Consider the following 20,147-nt stretch of genomic DNA (forward strand, 5'->3'; position numbering starts at 1 on the left):
TATAGAAAAGTGTAAGTGAAAGATGAAGGGGTAATAGCGATGAACAGAATTATTTTGATATCACACAATCGGTTAGCAGAAGGGATGAAACGTGCGGTAGAAATGATCGCAGGCCCGCAAGCTAATTTAGAATGTTTGGGTCTGATGCCAGGAGAACAACCAGATGCATTAATTGACAGTTTTAAACAAACCATCCAACCAGAACAAAATATTATTATTTTGGCCGATATTGTTGGAGGTAGTATGTGTAACGCAGCAATGGCTTTGTTACCACTCCCTAATGTCAGGATAATTGGTGGGATGAATCTAGCATTGGTGTTAGAAGTCGTTTTAGCTACACCACAAACTGAAGCGGAAATCCAACACGTTATTGAAAGTGCTTCGCAAAATATGCACGAGATTCAATTGGTAGCAAATCAAGAACGAGAAGAAGACTTTTTCTAAATTAAAGGAGTGTTGAAATTAATGGATAAGCAACAATGGGCAACACAAATACTCAGTAAAATTGAATTAAAGGTTGATCAAGAACTTCAGCGTTTAGGAGACCAAATTCCCTATATGGCCGTTGATGGGCATTACACTGATATGGGCGCTAAAGACATTACTTGGTGGACAAATGGCTTTTGGTCAGGCATTTTATGGCAGTTATACCACGCTACAGGTAAGCCAATTTACAAAGAAACGGCTCAAAAAAATGAAGAACGCTTAGATCAAGCTTTTTTAAACTTCAAGGGCTTACATCACGATGTTGGCTTTATGTGGTTGCATACTGCAGTCGCAAACTATCGCCTGACACAAAATCCAAAATCATTACAACGGGGCTTACATGCCGCTGAGTTGTTAGCGGGTCGCTATAATCCACGCGGGCAATTTATTCGTTCGTGGAATCGCGATCGAGCAGGATGGGTCATTATCGATAGTATGTTAAATATTCCGTTATTGTACTGGGCGCAAGAAGCCCTAGACGATCCGCGGTTTGGTTTTATTGCGGAAGATCATGCGGATAAAGTAATGACTAATATTGTGCGAGCAGACGGTTCGGTCGCACACATTGGTGTCTTTGACCCACAGGATGGTACCTTGCTAGAAACCTTAGGTGGTCAAGGTTACGGTGTTGGCTCTTCTTGGTCACGCGGACAAGCATGGGCCATTTATGGTTTTGCGCTTAGTTATCGGCATACTCACAAGGCGGTATATCTTGATACAGCTAAAAAAGTCGCGAATTACTTTATTGCTAATATTCAAAAAACAGGTTACATTCCGGTATCAGATTTTAGAGCGCCACAAACACCAGTGAAAGTTGATACTTCTGCGGCAACGTGTGCTGCTTGTGGGTTCTTAGAAATTGCGCGGCATGTACCTGAAAATGAACGACCACTTTATGAAGAGGCGGCCGTTAATATCTTGAAGGCGATTGTTGAAAAGCATGTTGATTGGCGTACTGAGGCAGATGGCATTGTTTTGGATGCGACACCAGCTTATCATGAGGAAGAAACTGTCCAAACCCCAATCATCTATTCGGATTATTATTTTATTGAAGCTATTTTACGTTTGCTGAATCAGGACTTTCTAATCTGGTAAAAAGGAGCTAAGTATTTGATAAAAATGGTAGGAACGGATTTAGATGGCACATTATTAAATCGTCAGAATCAGATTTCAACTATTAATCGCCAAACAATTCAGGGATTGGCACAACAGCAAGTTGTATTTGCAATTACTTCGGGGCGAAAGGCGGACTCTATCCAAGCCGTTTTTAAGGATTTGAACGTTAGTGGCTATAAAGTCTGCTTAAATGGTAGTTATGTATTAGGACCAGCTGATGAAGTCCTCTATGAGGCGCCTTTATCAATTACAACGATTCGCCAAATATTGGGGATTGGCTTACAAAATCAAGTGCAGGTCTTTTTTAATAGCGCCGCTGTTTCATTTTATTACCAACCAACTACTTCTCAAATTGCAATTCCTGAATTTGTTCATGGTAATCCCAGTATCGTACAGATTCAATCAGAGCAAGCATTGCTAGCAACGATTGAAAAACAAGGTCTTAATATCTATAAAGCGGCTTTTACAACCACCGATACTGAAGCGTTAACCACATGTTTAAAGACCCTAGAGCAACAGCAAATTGTCAATCAAGTTTGGTCAGATCGTAATTACTTGGAGATGACCGCTAAGGGGGTTACCAAGTTAACAGGCATCAAGAAAATTGCCGAGTACCTGGCGCTTGATTTAACCGAGATTGCTTGTTTTGGTGATTATGATAATGATATTGAAATGTTAGCTGGGGTTGGTTATGGGGTGGCAATGAGTAATGCGGTTCAAAAAGTTAAACAAGCCAGTTATTTGATAATTGATAATCAGCATGCAGAGGGTGTCGGTAATGGTATTAAACAGTTAATGGGTGAGCAAAATGGCGCTTAAACAAGGACAACAATTAGCAGAAAAGCAATCACAACAACTTAAATTGTCGCAGAGTATGCAACAGTCCATCATGATGTTGCAGCTGGATACGATCGATTTACTAAGTTACCTCAAAGAGAGTAGTTTGGAAAATCCATTATTTGATGTGCAAGAAAAATATGGTCAATACGTTGCGAGTCAAAATACGGCAACGTATCAGATTAAAGATGAACAACGCTCTTTATTTGAATACTTGCTAGAGCAAATTCAACTAACGATGCGGCAAACACCGCTTAGGGATTTAGTAATTTATCTAGTCGAACAACTAGATCCCAATGGCTATTTACAATTAAGTGATGCGGAGATATTAACTGAGCTAGCAATTGACCCCATTATGCTCCAAGATGCTAAAACATTATTGCAGCGGTTAGATCCACCAGGTGTGGGGGCTAGTTCTTTACAAGAGTGTTTACTGTTACAAGCACAGCATGCTGAACAATTCGTACCAGTAGGAACAGTGACGATTTTATCGAGCCAATTTGAAGCATTAGTTGCACATGATTGGCAGGCTATTCAAACCCAGTGTGGCTTAACCGCAAAACAAGTGATAGATTGCCAGCAATATATCCAGCAGCTAACGGCCGCACCAGGGCAAATTTATACCAGTCAACGGTCGCAAGTAATTGTGCCAGACTTGATTTTGAAGATTGATGATAAGCACTTGACGTTAAGTTTTTCAAAATATGGGAATCCAGAATTGATATTCGCAAATGAAACCTATCAAACCTTAAAACAATCAACAGATCAAGAGGTGCGGCGCTATATCAATGAAAAAGAATCCGATTATCAAAAATTGGTCTACAATTTGGAACGCCGCAAAAAGACGATTAGCTTAATTGGTCGCTGTATTATCGCCAAGCAACAGGCATTTTTCTTACAGCAGACAACTTCGTTAGCGCCGTTATTACTTCGGGATATAGCAAACGAACTTCAATTAAGTGAATCGACTGTTAGTCGTGCAGTCAATGGTAAATATCTACAAACGCCGACGGGAACGTTTGAATTAAAAACATTTTTTGCACGGCGGAGTAAAGTTAAGCAAGGTGAAACGATGCGTTCGGTCGATCAAGTGCAGAAAATTATTCAACAAATGATTGCTAATGAGTTGCCACAGCAGCCGTTGAGTGATCAAAAAATCAGTGAAGCACTTAAGACGCAAGGGCTGCAGCTTGCTAGACGAACTGTTGCTAAATATCGGGAAGAATTAGCAATTCCCCCAGCAACCAAGAGGAGGAAAAAATGATAAAAGAGAGTCGTCAGTATAAAAAGTATACATTTGATTCAATCGTTGCAGCATATTCAATTGGTGAAAAGAGTGGTGCAGTAGGACTAGTCATTTATCCCCAAAGCCGTGCTCATGAAGTAAAAATTGCAAAAACGCCAGTAGACTCTCTAGTCCAGGTGGCCCTAGCTGGAGATACTGCCAGCAAAGGTTTTACGAACGGTTGGAGTATGCATAACAGTGAAACGACACAAACTTTAACCTACTTAGATCAATCCGTTGAAGAAAATCAACAACAAATTAGCATTACAACCCAAATGCAAGATGCAAAAGGGAATTTAGTGACGCACTTGTTAACGTGGCATAAAGGCTATCCAGTTTTAGAAATGCAGTCACGATTTGAAAACCGAACGGCTACAGCCGTCTGGTTGGAAAATTTATCAAGTTTTTCGATCAGTCAACTATCGCCGCTTTCAGTGCCCAATCAGCCTAGAACGTTATCTTTAACACGCTTCAGAAGTAAATGGGCGATGGAAGGTCGGCTTGAGCGCCACTATATTGAAGATTACCAATTGGAACCGAGTTGGAAACCCTCTGGTGGCAGTGTTGAAAAGATTGGTCAAGTGGGTTCGATGCCGGTTAGAGGCTTCTTTCCATATTTGGGAGTTGCTGATGAAGCGCATCAAGTTTATTGGGCCTTTCAACTTGCGATACCAACGTCTTGGCAAATTGAAGCCTATCGGAAGCAAGATGATTTAATCATCACCGGTGGTTTGGCAGATTATAATTACGGTCACTGGCGTAAATCAATTTTACCAGGTACCAGTTTTACCACCCCTGTCGCTAGGGTAACAGTCGGGACGGGATCGCAAGAAGCAGTTAATCAGCAATTAGCAACTTTAACGCAGGCGAGTTTGGTGCAACATCCCAATTCCGATGCGACTGAATTACCGATTGTGTTTAATGAATTCTGTACATCTTGGGGCACACCGCGCCAAGCCGATTTAGAACAAGAATTGGCGATTATTAAGCAACACCAGGTTAAATATTTTGTGATTGATGCAGGCTGGTATGCTGATCAAGCGGGTTCTTGGGAAAATAAAATGGGGGACTGGACGGTTAGTGAAAATCTATTTCCAAATGGCCTAGCAGCACTTTCTAAAAAAGTACGCCAAGCTGGGTTAATTCCCGGTATTTGGTTTGAATTTGAGGTCGTTGGTAAGGATAGTACCGCTTTTAATTGGGTGGATCATTTAGTTAAAAAAGATGGCCTACCAGTGACTGCTGGGACACGTCGCTTTTGGGATATGACGGATCCGTGGGTTCAAGACTATCTCAGACAACACGTTATCCAGTTATTGAAAGATAATGATATTGGCTATTTGAAAATCGATTATAACGAAAATATCGGTGTTGGTTGTGATGATGAATCCTTAGGTGAGGGGTTACGCAAACAAATACTAGCAACACAAGCCTTTATTCGGAAAATTAGAACGATGGTGCCAGGAATTGTGATCGAAAACTGCTCTTCTGGCGGTCACCGCTTAGAACCATCTATGATGGCGCTAACTGATATGTCATCTTATTCCGATGCGCATGAAACGTGGTCGATTCCGATGATTGCCGCTACCTTGCAACAGCATATGTTGCCAGTTCAGGCGCAAATCTGGGCCGTGTTACATCAGGCTGATTCAATTCAACAGATTCAATATGTGATGAGTGCGACATTCCTCGGGCGTATGTGTCTTTCAGGGGATGTTACGCATCTATCACAAGCACAATGGCAGAGTGTCGATGACGGGATTGCATTTTATCAACGATTGAAAACAATCCTTAAAAAAGGACAGTCGACATTTTATGGGCGTGCGCCACAAACATATGGGGAGCCGGATGGTAGCCAACTCGTAATTAGAAAAACTACAGATGAACAATTATTGGTGTTTCATAATTTTAAGACTGACTGGCAAACATTCAAAATAGAAATTGATTGGCAAAAATGGCAGATTGATAGCCAATATGGTGAAATGACTCAAGTTCAAAAAACAGCAACCGGACTCGTTTTTACTGGTCAAAAGACTTATTGTGCGAGTGCCATTTATTTAGTGAGACGCTAAAGTGAGGGTGAGAAATGCGTAATCAAGAATTTAACATTATCGATTTCGGCGCGCAAGCAGATACGATCCAACTCCAGACCGTTGCAATTCAAGCCTGTATTGAGGCGTGCCGCGAAGCAGGTGGTGGCCAAATAACGGTTCCCACCGGCCGCTTTTTAATTGGTAGTCTACGATTGTATTCCGATATGACGCTCTATTTGCAGGCGGGTGCACAGCTGATAGGAAGTCCCAATTATCTAGACTACGAGGATTTTCAAGTACCGACGACCATAATGTACGCTAATGATGCCTATTATCAGACTAAATGGCACCTACCACCCTATTATTTTTATGGCTTAATCACTGCTTTTCAGGCTGAAAATATCAGTATTATTGGTGAACCAGGTGCGGTAATCGATGGCTGTGATACTTACGATGCTAACGGAGAAGAACAATTTCGAGGGCCAATGGGAATTGTCATGTCACAAGTTAAACATTTGCAACTAATAGGTTATACGATGCAAAATAGTGCTAATTGGTCACATTGTTTGGATGGTTGTGAGCAGGTTTTAATTGAGCGAGTGACAGTTCAAGCAGGCCATGATGGCTTTAATTTGCATCATTCTCGAGCGATTAAAGTCCAAAATTGTCATTTGGAAACGGGTGATGATTGCTTTGCAGGCTATGATATTCGACAATTACAGGTGACTAATTGCCAATTAAATACGGCTTGTAATGTTTTTCGAGTAGGGGGACACCAATTAGTAGTTGATAATTGCCAAATTAAGGGACCAGGGCGTTATCCGCATTTATCGCAAGATACTTATAATACACATGCGTTATTTAAGTATTATTCGATTGATGTCGATCAGATGACGCCTGTTCAACAAGATATAACGTTTCAAGACTGTTTAATTGATAATATTGGTCAGTTAATCGTCTACGACTTTGGTAATCGAAATTTTATGCAGACAAATCGCCCATTGGACCAGATTAATTTTAAAAGAACGACAATCAATCACTTAACCCAATCTTCAACGATTAACGGGCAGCATTTGACGGTCTCGTTTGAAAAAACATTAATTAACTTTAATAGTAAGCAACCATTTTTAACGTTTAAAACGCCAATTACACTTAAGTTGAACGAAGTAACTTTTAAACGGCCAACAACAATAATGTTAGCAAACGGCCAACAACTAACGCTTGATTCTCAAATCAATTTAATTGTTACTAAATAAAATAGGGAGGCTAGGCAAAAGTAATTCTTGTCTGGCCCCCCTTGTTTTTATGTTTCATTCCCCTTTCAATATGCGTTATACTATTAGTCAGTAACTAATCTGAGCAATTCATTAAGAGGAATTTAAATGCGTAAAAAACTAGTCATTACTGAAAAACCGAGCGTTGCTAAAGAGCTCGCCAAGGTTCTCGGTACTAATCAGAAAACTAAAACCTATTTTGAAGGCGATCAATACGTGATTACATGGGCGTTTGGTCATCTTTTATCATTACAATTACCGGAAGATATTAAAAAAGAGTGGCAACAATGGCGTTTGGAAGATTTACCGATTATTCCTAAGCACATTGGGCTCAAACCACTTCCTAAAACGGGTGGGCAATTAAAGGCTATCAGTCATTTGGCGCATCGTCAGGACATTTCAGGGGCCGTCATTGCGACTGATTCTGGGCGTGAAGGGGAAGCTGTTGCCCGTTATATTTTGGAATGGATTAAATTTGATAAGCCAGTCGAACGACTTTGGATTTCATCACAAACGACTAAGGCGATTAAAGAAGGTTTTGCCAATCTGAAACCAGCTAAGCAGTTTGATAACCTGTACGCTTCAGCGCTTGCGCGGGGCCATGCGGATTGGTTGATTGGCTTGAACGTCACGCGGGCCTTAACGACGAAATATGAAGATAATTTGTCAGCAGGGCGGGTCCAAACACCAACATTGGCTTTTGTGAACGAAACGGCACAACAAATTAGTCGTTTTAAACCCGAAAAATATTACACAATTCAATTAAAAGTTGGCCAAGAACAAGCCACGCTCCAAATGGCTAAACCACAGGGCTTAAAAGACCGTGCGCAAGCCGAAACGTTAGTCGCTAAATTAAAACAGGCACAAGGTAAAGTGGTTAATGTCAAGACGAGTCAAAAATCACAAGCTGCACCACTGCCTTATGATTTAACGGAATTACAACAAGTTGCTAATGCAATGTACGGCTTATCGGCTAAAAAGACGTTATCATTGATTCAATCATTATATGAAATTCATAAAGTTGTTAGTTATCCGCGGACGGATTCTAAATATCTTTCAACAGATATTGAAGGCACATTGAAGGAACGTTTATCGGCCTTAGTGAAGTTTGATCCGCGCGCCAAACAATACTTAGGGCAAGGCGCTAAGGTGAAACAACCGGCTGTTTTCAACGATCGAAAGGTCACTGATCACTACGCCTTAATTCCGACCGAAGAACCGGTCAGAGCTGAAAAATTATCAACCGATGAATTGCGGATGTATCGCTTAATTGTCGAACGTTTTATGGGCTTATTTGCGGATCAATATGTCACAGCCATTACGAAAGCGACTGTTCAGTTTGGGGATTACACCTTTACCTTTAAACAAACTAAAGTCGTTCAACAAGGTTGGCATGCGGATTCCAAAGAGACTCCAACTACAAGTGTTGATTGGCAAGAAGGCGCAGTGGTGCCTGCCGAATTTTCAATTAAGGAACAATTAACATCTGCACCGAAACCCTTAACTGAAGGGACCTTATTAGGTAAGATGGAACACTATGGCTTGGGGACACCAGCAACGCGGGCCGAAATTATCGAAAAATTAGTGCGCAGTGAACTCTTAGAACGCCGGGGTCATTCCTTAGCAGTGACACCTAAGGGGCAACAACTGTTGAAATTGGTTAATAAAACATTAGTCTCACCAGAATTGACCGGTAAATGGGAAAACTCATTAGAGGCGATTGCGCGTGGTCAAGAAAATCAAAAAGCGTTCATCACTGAAATCGAAGCGGCCACTAAGACCTTGGTTTCTGAGATTAAAAAGAGTGAAACTGAATATCACGATTTCGCGATTACCAACAAGAAATGTCCAGAATGTGACCATCCGTTGAAGGAGCGTAATACGCGTGACGGCAAGGTTTACGTCTGCACAAACTGTCATTATCGGCGTCGTAAGGATCCCAAAGTTTCCAACCATCGGTGCCCACAATGTCATAAGAAAATGGTCATCATTGAAGGCCAAGCCGGCGCTTATTTCCGCTGCTTGAACGATGGGACGACGGAAAAAATGCTCGATAAAAAAGATCGTAAGAAGAAAATTTCAAAACATGAAGAACGCCGCTTAATTCAAAAAGTGAACCAAGAAGAAGAACCAGCCGAAAGTCCACTAGCAGCAGCATTGCGCAAGGCAATGGAGAAATAACGGATTCAAAAAAAGTATGCGGTTAATATTTGAATATAAACATAACTCGTATATAAATTAGTATTATTTCAATTTATAAAAAGAAGCAGTCCCCGTTAGAAAACCTAACCGTGGCTGCTTCTTTTTTAGAATCGATTTTTGATATTATTGACGGTATTTTCTGTCCCTTTTACAATCGGATGATTATCTTTTACTTGAACGTTGGCATCTAAGTGAGACCGACCGGTTGCGTAGTCAAAGGCGACACCGGGTTCGACGTTCCAGACATAATCGTTGAAATTAAGGGTGCCATCTGTTGAGATGGCTTGGACCCAGTAACCACGGGGCATTAATTCATTACCACGAAAGACGGTTGTCACTTTATAGATTACTTTTTTATTAGCGGCCAGTGCGTTGCGAACCTTTTCTTCAAAAATCTGCATCGTCTTTTGATTACTATATTCGGTCTGAGTCGCCAGATTTAGCGGATTATCTAAACTACCTGGTTGGCCCGGTTGAAAGTGACCATTTTGATCAAAATTAAAACTAATGGTGTAAGCAATCAGGTGACCACGGTTTTGAGGCGTGATGCGGCGACCGTTGACGACCAGTGGTTGATTATGCCAACCAGTTGGATGCCAAACTTGGCGTGAACGTCCTTCAGATTTTCCGAGGTTGCGGGAAGAAAGGTAAGCTGTGGCTGAAGTCGTTCGATTAAGTTGATCCAGTTGACCGTAATCGATTTTTTCACTGGTCCAATCGGCACTAGTCAACTGGCTTTTGTCGTTGTTGATGACAAGATAAGCAGCGCTGCCATTTTCAAAGTCGCGGTTAGCAATTGCCTGATAATCAGGACTGACTTGTGCCTGTTGCGTGGTGGACTGTGTAACCGCGGGGATTTTCTGGGTGATATCTTGCAGGATATTATTGCGACCACCCAAATAACCAATCGCAAGGATGGCGACGGTTAATAGTAGCCGACGCATTTTTTTCGTTTTCAAAATAGTGACTCCTAACATTATCTGATTTTACTATTATACCGTGGATTGGAACTAGGAATGATAAAAAAAGGCCAGGACAAAATTTATTTTGTCCCAGCCCCATACGCGTTATTTTGAACTGTTACGCAATGTCAGTGAGGTCCCAATCGTAATGACTTGTGGAATGACTTGTTCTGCGTCGAGTTGCTTAATTAATAATTCAGCTGCTGATTGGCCCATTTGTTCGGTGTAGACCTTAACCGAGCTGAGTGTTGGGAACGTGTATTGGCAGATTGACGTGTCATTAAAGCTAATCAAACTGAGTTGCTCAGGTACTTTGATGGCTGCTTCGTGAAGGGCGCGCAATGCGCCAACTGCCATGGCGTCGTTAGCGATGAAGAGTGCTTCTGGTAAGTTATCAGCCTGTTCATGAAGTAACTGGGTAATGAGCTGGTAACCAGATTCCGGTGTGAAATCGCCGGTAAGTAGCCATTCGGGATGGAAGTTGTTTTGTTTTTTAAGATAATGTTTGAAGTGGGTTGAGCGGGGGTCAGTGTCCAATTTAACATTGTCGGACGTGCTTTCTTGGCCCGTTAACATCCCGATTTTGGTTAAACCACTCGCCATAAAATGATCGACAACTGCTTTGACCGGTGTTTTGAAATCGGTCATGACACAACTAATCTCGTAGTCTAAGGTATTCATATCAACAAAGACGAGATTGCGGTTTAATTTCTTTAAACGGGTAATCTGACCCAAGCTGTATTTACCGATGACAATGACACCCGCAGCATCATAAAGGGTATCGAAAGGATCGTTTTGAAAAAAACGAGTGACTTCAAAACCGAGTTCTTGCAGCTTCTTTTCAACGCCCAGGCGAATTGATAAGTAGTAGAGGTCTTCCAATTCTTCTGTAGCGGTATACCATTCGACAATCGCGATGCGGCCCCGATGGTTATTATTTTTTTTAGTGTTCTTAGTGTAGCTAAGGCTTTCAGCGGCTTCAAAAATGCGTTGGCGGGTTTCATCACTTACAGAAAGGGATTGATCGTAATTTAAAACCCGGGAGACAGTTGCGTTTGAAACTTTAGCTAATTGTGCGATATCTTTAATAGTTGCCAAGGTGCACCTCTCAATTCAGTGTTTACTACTATCTAGTTTAGCATACTACCTGAAAATAATGCGCGCGTTAAAAAAATAGTTTGATTTTTTAGTAAATGTTTAGTAAAATGAAAGCGATTAATAAAGGAGGAATTTACCATGAACATGACAGAATTGAATACCGCATTTAAAGCAGCCTACAACAAGGAACCTGAAGCAAGTTACTTTGCCCCTGGTCGGATCAACTTAATTGGTGAACATACAGATTATAACGGCGGCCACGTTTTCCCAACAGCAATCACATTAGGGACATACGCAGTCGTTGCTAAACGTGAAGATCAAACAATCAATCTTTTATCAGGCAACTTCGAAGATGCTGGTGTCATTTCATTTGACCTTAGCGATTTATCATATCAAAAAGCACACAACTGGGCCAACTATCCTAAAGGCATGATTGTTTACTTACAAGAACAAGGTTATACAATCGATCATGGTTTGGATATTTATTTAAAAGGTAATATTCCCAATGGTGCTGGTTTATCATCATCAGCTTCCATCGAATTATTAATGGGTGTTATTTTAGAAGACCAATTTAACTTAGATATCGATCGTGTCGACCTTGTTAAAACAGGGATGATGGTTGAAAATAAATTTATCGGTGTTAACTCAGGTATCATGGATCAATTCGCAGTTGGGATGAGCAAGGCTAACCACGCCATTTTACTTGATACCAACACCTTGGATTATGATTTGGTCCCAATCGACTTACAAGACAACGTGATCATCATCATGAACACTAACAAACGTCGTGAATTAGCTGATTCTAAATATAACGAACGTCGTAGTGAATGTGAAAAAGCCTTAGCGATTTTACAGACTAAAAATGATATCCAATCATTAGGTGATTTAGATAACGAAACATTTGATTTACAAACATACATGTTACAAGACGAAAACTTATTAAAACGTGCTCGTCACGCTGTATCTGAAAACCAACGGACAATGAAGGCGAGAGAAGCCCTCAAGAACAACGACCTTGAACGCTTCGGCAAGTTAGTGAATGCCTCACACGTGTCATTACAATTTGATTATGAAGTTACTGGGATTGAATTAGATACCTTGGTTCAATCAGCTTGGCAACAACCTGGCGTCTTAGGTGCTCGGATGACTGGTGCCGGCTTTGGCGGTTGTGCCATTGCGATTGTTGCAAAAGACCAAGTTGAAAACTTTGAAGAAAATGTTGCGAAGGCTTATACCGATAAAATTGGTTATGCGCCAAGCTTCTATGTCGCAGAAATCGCTGACGGTGCTAAGAAGTTAGGTTAATCATTAAATTAGGAGGGGTTTCAATATGTCAATTCTAGTATTAGGCGGTGCCGGTTATATCGGTTCCCATACAGTTGATCAATTAATTGAACGCGGTTATGACGTTGCAGTTGTCGATAATTTAGTCACGGGCCACAAGGCGGCGATTAACGCTAATGCCCGTTTTTATAAAGGTGACGTGCGCGATCGAGAATTTATGCGCAATGTTTTCCAACAAGAAGACGTTAGTGGTGTCATTCACTTTGCGGCTTTTTCAATCGTGCCAGAATCAATGCAAGCGCCCTTAAAATATTTTGACAACAATACTTATGGGATGACGGCGCTACTTGAAGTGATGAACGAATTCGACGTTAAACGGATCGTCTTTTCATCAACGGCGGCGACTTATGGGGAACCTAAGGCAATTCCAATTAAGGAATCCGACCCCCAAGTCCCAACTAATCCTTATGGTGAAAGTAAGTTGATGATGGAAACGATGATGAAGTGGGCCGATAAAGCTTACGGCATCAAGTTTGTCGCCTTGCGCTACTTCAACGTGGTCGGTGCCAAACCAGATGGTTCAATTGGTGAAGATCATCACCCAGAAACACACTTGTTACCAATCGTATTACAAGTCGCTGCTGGCAAACGTGATCAATTATCAATCTTTGGTGACGACTACGATACACCAGATGGTACCAACGTCCGTGATTACGTGCACGTTTTAGATTTAGCGGATGCGCACATCTTGGCCTTTGAATATCTCAAAGACGGCCATGATAGCAACGCCTTTAACTTAGGTTCATCAACTGGCTTTTCAAATATGGAAATTGTCGAAGCTACTCGTAAAGTGACTGGCAAGGCAATTCCTGTGACGATGGCACCGCGTCGGGCTGGTGATCCAAGTACCTTGATTGCCGCAAGTGACAAAGCGCGTGAAACGCTTGGCTGGGCTCCTAAATATGACAATATGGAAGCAATTATTGAAACCGCATGGAATTGGCACTTAAACCATCCTAATGGTTATGCAGATCGGTAGAGGAAAGAATATGCAAGCAAGAGAATTGATTCAAAAGTTTATTACAAAAGTCAGCACTTTTCCAGAAACAACTTATACGGCTGAAGATGAACAATATTTATTTAACGTTGTCCTCGATTTAGTTGGCGAAGGTGATGAGACACCAGTTGTTGCTCAAGAGACAACCACTTTGATTGACTTGAAAGAAGCGTTGGTTCAATTGGCAGTTGACCATCAGCGGATTCAAGATTTAGCGGCTGAACGCGATATTTTGGGCGCTAAGTTGATGGATTTGGTGACACCATTGCCAAGTGCCGTTAACAAGCGTTTTTGGACGTTATACGAAAAGGACCCCGAAAAGGCGTTGGCTTATTTCTACGAATTAAGCCAAGCCAACGATTATATCAAGGTCGCCGCAATCGCGAAGAATATCGCTTATGATGTACCTACTAAATATGGCGATTTAGAAATTACGATTAACCTTTCAAAACCCGAAAAAGATCCTAAACAAATTGCGTTAGCTAAAACGATGAAACAAACGGGTTATCCTAAATGCCAACTTTGTTTAGAAAATGAAGGGTATGCGGGTCGGTTGGATTTCCCAGCGCGGCGTAATCATCGCATTGTGCGCTTTGATTTAGGCCAACAAACATGGGGCTTCCAATATTCGCCCTATGCTTATTTCAATGAACATTCAATCTTCTTGGATGGCAAACACGAACCAATGGTGATTGATCAAACCACGTTTAAAAACCTACTACAAATTGTTAAACAGTTCCCGGGCTACTTTGCCGGGAGTAACGCTGATTTACCAATCGTAGGGGGTTCAATTTTAACGCATGAACATTATCAAGGTGGCCGACATGATTTTCCAATGGCTAAAGCGCCAATCAGCACACCACTTCAATTTGCGGGTTATGATGATATTCAAGCCGGAATTGTTGAATGGCCAATGTCGGTTATTCGTTTGACGGGTAGCGATGCTAAACGCATTGAAACACTTGCTGCTGACATTTTGACTAAGTGGCAACACTACAGTGATCCAGAAGTCCAAGTCTTAGCACAAGAAGCAGATGGGACACCGCACCACACGATTACACCGATTGCGAGAATGCGCGGGGATCAATATGAAATTGATTTGGTCTTACGTGATAATCAAACATCGCCAGAACATCCAGATGGTATTTATCATCCACACGCAGATGTCCAACATATTAAAAAAGAAAATATTGGTTTAATCGAAGTCATGGGCTTGGCGATTTTACCACCACGTTTGAAGTCTGAAATGGCAGAAGTTGAAAAATGCCTCTGTGATCAACCAAATGAAATGGCCGCTTATCATAAAACATGGGCCGACCAAATCAAGGCGGAACATTCAGCAATTACACCAGCCAATGTTACGGCATTGGTTCAAAATGAAGTCGGTAAAGTCTTCATGCGTGTTTTAGAAGATGCGGGTGTCTTCAAGCGTGATGCAAAAGGACAAGCAGCATTTATCAAATTTACAGAGTGTGTCAACAACGGCTAAAAAGTGTTGCTCACAACCGTTTAAAAATCAATTGGAGGTCAAGTCATGAAATATTGGCGTCAGGAATTTGGGACGATTAATGGTCAGACTGTTTGGCAACATTGGTTAGAAAATAGTCAGGGCTATCAACTAGCAGTTATCGATTATGGGGCAACCATCACGAATTTAGTGATGCCCGATAAAGCAGGACAATTTAAAAATGTAGTGATCGGTTACGATAATTTAGCGGATTATCTTAAACAAGAAGCTTACTTTGGTGCCACGGTTGGCCGAGTAGCTGGTCGAATTGGTAAAGGGGCCTTCACATTAGACGGCCACGATTATCAATTGCCACTTAATAATGGCGAAAACACCAATCATGGTGGCCCTAATAGTTTTGAGTCTCAAGTTTGGCAAGCAAGTGTTGAAGAACAAGCCGACGCAATTAGTGTTACTTTTAAATTAACCAGTCCTGACGGTGCTAATGGCTTCCCAGGGAACTTGTCAGTTGCGACGACTTACACGTTGAATGAAAAGAATGAATGGTTGGTTGATTACCAAGCAACATCCGATCAAACAACGCTTTTCAATCCTACTTGTCACGTTTACTTAAACCTAACCGGGGATTTCGATCAATTGGTCGACGGTCATCAATTGCAAATTGACAGCGATCGTTTCGGCGAAATTCAACCAGATGGACTACCAACTGGTCAATTATTGCCAGTTGATCAAACTGTTTTTGATTTACGGCAACCACGTGCAATCGCGGAGGCTTTTGCCAGCCAAGAAACACAAAATCGCTTGGTAAATGGCTACGATCATCCCTTCTTATTAAATAAAAATGCGGATCGAAATGATGCGGTTTTAACTGAACCAATTAGTGGTCGCTCACTAACGATTAATACGGAAGGTAATGCGATTGTCATCTACACTGCCAACGGTTTCGGGAGCGAACCAAATCTGACGGATAAGGCGATTCAGCCGCACGAAGCGGTCGCGATTGAAGCCCAAATGATGCCAGATGCGATTCATCATGCGGACTTTGGGAATGTTATTTTAAAGGCCAACGAACAGTACCATCGGCAAACATGTTACAAGTTAAATTAATCAGAGTTTCTGATTGCATGCGGTTACAAAATCACGTATAATGAACTTGTTTAGAAGACCAATACGGTTGGCTAGATAATATAGTGTATTTTAAAGGAGTAACATCATGGAAAAAGGAACAGTAAAATGGTTTAACAATGAAAAAGGTTTTGGCTTTATCTCAGTTGAAGGCCAAGACGATATCTTCGTACATTTCAGTGCTATCCAAGACGAAGGCTTCAAATCATTAGAAGAAGGCCAAGCCGTAGAATTCGACATCGTTGAAGGTACACGTGGCGCACAAGCTGCTAACGTTAAAAAACTATAATCTTAAAAAAGATTAATGATACTAAAGAAGGCCCTAAATCGACTAGATTTAGGGCTTTTTTAGTATTTTCAAGCTATAAAAATGGGATAACAATTAAAATTAGATGATAAAAATCACCTGAAATACGATTGCTAACATCTTCACAACTTAGCTGTGAAAGTGAATAATTGTCGGACTGCTATTCATTTCTTAGGTTAACTTGGCAATGATTAAGGACGGATGAATAATTAAATTATTTGTGAAATAACACCGCTAGTGCTAACGCGATAAAAAAGAGACGAAAAGTTAATGTCATGTATTTCTTTGTATTATTAGAATATTTATGATGGGCTTGTTTAAGGTCTGACAAAAGCGGTAAACTAATATGCGAAATATCGACAATTATTAACCACGTTAAAATAATGTTGTTATTTAATTAGTGGATATTTGATTAGTGGGAGTGTAGCAGTGTGAAGAAATTATGGATAACCTTATTGTTTGTTTTCGGGATAGTTATTTCATTAACAAGAACTAGTTCATTACGGGTCGAGGCCAAGCAAGAAGTAAATAAAGAATCAGTTTCGTTGAGTACAACTAGTAATATTGAGAAGAAGATTTCTAATAGAACAAGTGGTTTGGAGTCAGTTGATAAAGTCAAAAAATCTAAATTAAAAACAAATGAATCGAGCATTCGTGATTCAGAGTTAACCCCCATTGATGATGGTATTGATAATTGGGAACCAGTGGCACAAACAGAAGTGGGATCACTTTCAGTTGGGGTGAATCAAAGTTTGAAGTATACCTTTGCTAATTCAGATGGTTCTGTTTCCCAACGAATAGGGGGTAAAATAGTTGATTATATGGCACCTAAGTATAATATTTATATAGACGACAATGGTAAAGTAATTGGTGCATTTATGAATCATCAAGGTGGTCAGCGTTCGTCATACGACTACGCATTGATTATTAATAAAAAATTTTTAGCGCTCCCTACTTTAAAGGATACTTCGTTAGCATTTAATATGCCGGATTACAAATTCTATCGAGGATATGATCAAACGGGTCAAAAAGTATTGAAAGCAGTTGGAATGACAGCCATTTCGAACTGGGAGGTTCCCGAACAGCATTACCAAGTAGAATTTGTTCTCAGACCGATGATCGGTCGTGCGGTTATACAACAAGAAATGTATATCACTAATTCCGATAGTCAGCCACATGACGCGGCTGTTTTCTTCGCTAAGTATTTGAAATTAGATGATAATCAGTATGTTCACCACTATGCACAAGGGAATAATGCAGGGTTGTATATGCAAGAAGAAAAATATAAATTATTTATGAATATGAAAGTACCGCATGGACCAACCTACTATTCATTACCTGTTTATTCATTTAATCAAGGCGAGGATGGCGATGCGCGCTCTACCTATGGCTACAATGGCTATTCTGGACTATCAATCAACAGTGTGGGGCTTGAATCTAAGCATTTAGCAGAGGGTACTAAGTTGACGCCTAGTGGTGGTGATGGTGTTGGATTGGGTGCGTATAGTAATAAATGGCAGTGGGAGAACTTTCAACCGGGAGTAGTTAAACATTATCGAACTGATATCGGGATGACACCTGCTAGTGTAGTTGTGCCAGATGCAACATTAGACTATCAGAATAATACTAGCAAGAATGGTAAAAATTATGTTGGGAACCAATTAACCTTAACTTTAGCGGCTCATAATCTGGGCTTTAAGAGTACATGGAAAGATGTAACGATTACGCATACGGTACCGGTTGATCTTGATATCGACACTAGTGACGTTCAAATTGAACTAAACGATGGGACAAAAGTAAAACCAGCAGAAACAAGTTATGATGAAAAGACACGTCTTCTAACAATTAAATTACCCAATGACTTAACAGATGGTCAATGGGGAAAGTTAATATATAATGCAACTATTAACCGCTCTGCCTCTGGTTCAATCATTAAGCCTAGTTTTGTGGCCCAAGGCGACAACCATGAAGCAACTGCAACAGAAGATATTCCTGTTGAGCTGTCATCAGTAACGTTAGATAAAACAGTTCGAACAACTACTAACCCCAACGCAGTTTATAAGAATGCTATTGAGACTTATGCTAAGGCCATTTTAGACTATAAGATTGAACTTAGACTTGATAATAAAAGTGCGACACTGACGAGTGGGACCCTAAAAGATACCCTACCGAAGGGGTTAACCTTAGTCTCCAATTCAGCAAAAATTCAATATAGTTCAGATGATGCACCTGAACCAATACCAAATATAGGTGCGATTCAGTTAAAATCAATGCTGCCTGGACAGACAACCACGCTCACGTATCAAGCTCAGGTAAATGAAGGACTTCCCGAAGACACGGTTATCAAAAATAAAGTTGAATTTTCAGGAAAAACAGCAAATGGTGATTTGGATGCATTGACGTCAGAAGCATCTGCTAAAATAGTTGCGCCTAAAGTTGGTAAAGTGATGTTTAAGTATATTGATCGACAAACCGGTGAACCAATTGGTGCGAAACAGGTAACTGCTTCGGGGACAATTGGTAAGCATGTCTCAGAATTAACGCCAGCCGATATAAGCGATGGACAAGACCCCAATAAGATTCGTCCGGCTTATATTGATGGCTATACACCAGTTGATTTAACTGATGCTGATGATTTAACAACAGCGACATTTAGCGCGGCTAAGGATATTGATCCAGAAATTCAAGCTGGCGAAATAACCTATACTATCCGCTATGAAAAACAACGACTGGCAATTACAGCATTACCAATAAAGATGGATTTTGGGATGTTAAGTGATACCCAAAATGAACGGACCTTTTATTTGCCAGCACCAACGGCGATACCGCGTTCAGGCTATCAGAAAAATCCGTATCATATTGAAATCTCAGATTATTGGGGGATTAGGAACTGGTCTTTAGACGTCAAGCAACAACACCAATTTGAAGGCCAATATGTTTTACGTGATAAACAAGGGCAAATTACCTCTGAAACAGCTCAAAAAGTTATTTTAAATGGTGCCAGGTTACAGTTTAATAATGCTAAATTAACGACTATTCATGCTGATGGTCAGACTGGCGAAGAAAGTAAAATTGATGCACTAGATCATTTTAATTTGGATCCTAATGGTACACCACGGCGTTTAATAGTACAAAATAAGCGTGGTCACTTCTTAGAAAATTCAAGTGATAATCAAAGTAATTTAACTTATGATCATCCAGGGTATTCTGTATATCGTTATCAATTTGGTGATGAGCAGTCTGCCGATTATAGTATTGGCTTACATGTGCCGGCGACAACTAAACGTTATGCAACACATTATAATACTAAGTTACAATGGAATTTAACTGTAGCACCTTAATAATTAGATTGACATTAGCGTGAAAATCGATTAACGTATAATCATAGTTAAATATCAATGACCGCGTAATGAGTAGAGACTAAGCCGCTATATCAGAGAGCTGGGGTTGCTGGAAACCAGTATATGCTTGGAATCGAATTACAATACGCTAAGTGGTCAGACGTGTGATTGACGTACCAATCAATGAGTGATGCTAGGTAACTAGCATAATTCGGGTGGTACCGCGAACTTAAATTTTAAGTCGTCCCTGTAATCTTCTCACGAGGATTATG

15 protein-coding genes are annotated in these 20,147 nt (G+C 40.7%); 13 read left to right on the forward strand and 2 right to left on the reverse strand.

Going from position 1 to position 20,147, the window contains the following annotated elements:
• Window positions 1-39 precede the first annotated feature (39 nt).
• The 7 genes from C0213_04565 to C0213_04595 all read left to right on the forward strand — a co-directional run bounded on the left by C0213_04565 (window position 40) and on the right by C0213_04595 (window position 9,212).
• Entirely contained in the window at window positions 40-444 is a 405-nt protein-coding gene (locus C0213_04565; GenBank protein AUX11706.1) for a PTS mannose transporter subunit IIA, read from the forward strand.
• 21 nt (window positions 445-465) lie between these two features.
• Window positions 466-1,581: a glycosyl hydrolase family 88 gene (locus C0213_04570; protein ID AUX11707.1), complete on the forward strand. Its 1,116-nt coding sequence runs from the start codon at window positions 466-468 to the stop codon at window positions 1,579-1,581.
• A gap of 15 nt (window positions 1,582-1,596) precedes the next feature.
• The gene (locus C0213_04575; GenBank protein AUX11708.1) at window positions 1,597-2,421 is read left to right on the forward strand and encodes a hypothetical protein; all 825 of its coding nucleotides are present in this window, start codon (window positions 1,597-1,599) and stop codon (window positions 2,419-2,421) included.
• Window positions 2,411-3,703 (forward strand): RNA polymerase sigma-54 factor, encoded by a 1,293-nt coding sequence (rpoN, locus tag C0213_04580; protein ID AUX11709.1) that lies wholly within the window; start codon window positions 2,411-2,413, stop codon window positions 3,701-3,703. The genes C0213_04575 and rpoN overlap by 11 nt, the downstream gene beginning before the upstream one ends.
• Complete coding sequence (locus tag C0213_04585; GenBank protein ID AUX11710.1) at window positions 3,700-5,796, forward strand: alpha-galactosidase; 2,097 nt, start codon at window positions 3,700-3,702, stop codon at window positions 5,794-5,796. The genes rpoN and C0213_04585 overlap by 4 nt, the downstream gene beginning before the upstream one ends.
• Before the next feature lie 14 nt (window positions 5,797-5,810).
• On the forward strand, window positions 5,811-7,013 hold the full coding sequence (locus tag C0213_04590; protein AUX11711.1) for a glycoside hydrolase family 28: 1,203 nt from the start codon (window positions 5,811-5,813) through the stop codon (window positions 7,011-7,013).
• 126 nt (window positions 7,014-7,139) lie between these two features.
• Entirely contained in the window at window positions 7,140-9,212 is a 2,073-nt protein-coding gene (locus C0213_04595) for a DNA topoisomerase III (GenBank protein ID AUX11712.1), read from the forward strand.
• Window positions 9,213-9,337: 125 nt separating this feature from the next.
• Here the strand turns inward: C0213_04595 and C0213_04600 are convergent, their stop codons facing one another.
• Together C0213_04600 and C0213_04605 are read right to left on the reverse strand one after the other, a co-directional pair.
• Entirely contained in the window at window positions 9,338-10,192 is an 855-nt protein-coding gene (locus tag C0213_04600; GenBank protein ID AUX11713.1) for a DNA-entry nuclease, read from the reverse strand.
• Between the two features lie 108 nt (window positions 10,193-10,300).
• Entirely contained in the window at window positions 10,301-11,293 is a 993-nt protein-coding gene (locus tag C0213_04605) for a LacI family transcriptional regulator (protein AUX11714.1), read from the reverse strand.
• Window positions 11,294-11,431: 138 nt separating this feature from the next.
• Here C0213_04605 and C0213_04610 point away from each other — a divergent pair, with 138 nt between their 5' ends.
• The 6 genes from C0213_04610 to C0213_04635 all read left to right on the forward strand — a co-directional run bounded on the left by C0213_04610 (window position 11,432) and on the right by C0213_04635 (window position 19,875).
• Window positions 11,432-12,598, forward strand: a complete 1,167-nt coding sequence (locus tag C0213_04610) for a galactokinase (protein AUX11715.1) — start codon at window positions 11,432-11,434, stop codon at window positions 12,596-12,598.
• Between the two features lie 25 nt (window positions 12,599-12,623).
• A complete protein-coding gene (gene galE, locus C0213_04615; GenBank protein ID AUX11716.1) occupies window positions 12,624-13,616 on the forward strand; it encodes a UDP-glucose 4-epimerase GalE in 993 nt (330 codons plus the stop codon).
• Window positions 13,617-13,626: 10 nt separating this feature from the next.
• A complete protein-coding gene (galT, locus tag C0213_04620; GenBank protein ID AUX11717.1) occupies window positions 13,627-15,123 on the forward strand; it encodes a UDP-glucose--hexose-1-phosphate uridylyltransferase in 1,497 nt (498 codons plus the stop codon).
• Between the two features lie 45 nt (window positions 15,124-15,168).
• Window positions 15,169-16,209, forward strand: a complete 1,041-nt coding sequence (locus tag C0213_04625) for a galactose-1-epimerase (protein ID AUX11718.1) — start codon at window positions 15,169-15,171, stop codon at window positions 16,207-16,209.
• Between the two features lie 106 nt (window positions 16,210-16,315).
• Entirely contained in the window at window positions 16,316-16,516 is a 201-nt protein-coding gene (locus tag C0213_04630) for a cold-shock protein (GenBank protein ID AUX11719.1), read from the forward strand.
• Window positions 16,517-16,965: 449 nt separating this feature from the next.
• On the forward strand, window positions 16,966-19,875 hold the full coding sequence (locus tag C0213_04635) for a hypothetical protein (GenBank protein AUX11720.1): 2,910 nt from the start codon (window positions 16,966-16,968) through the stop codon (window positions 19,873-19,875).
• Window positions 19,876-20,147: the final 272 nt, after the last annotated feature.

This window comes from Latilactobacillus sakei (assembly GCA_002953655.1).
GTDB lineage: Bacteria > Bacillota > Bacilli > Lactobacillales > Lactobacillaceae > Latilactobacillus > Latilactobacillus sakei_A.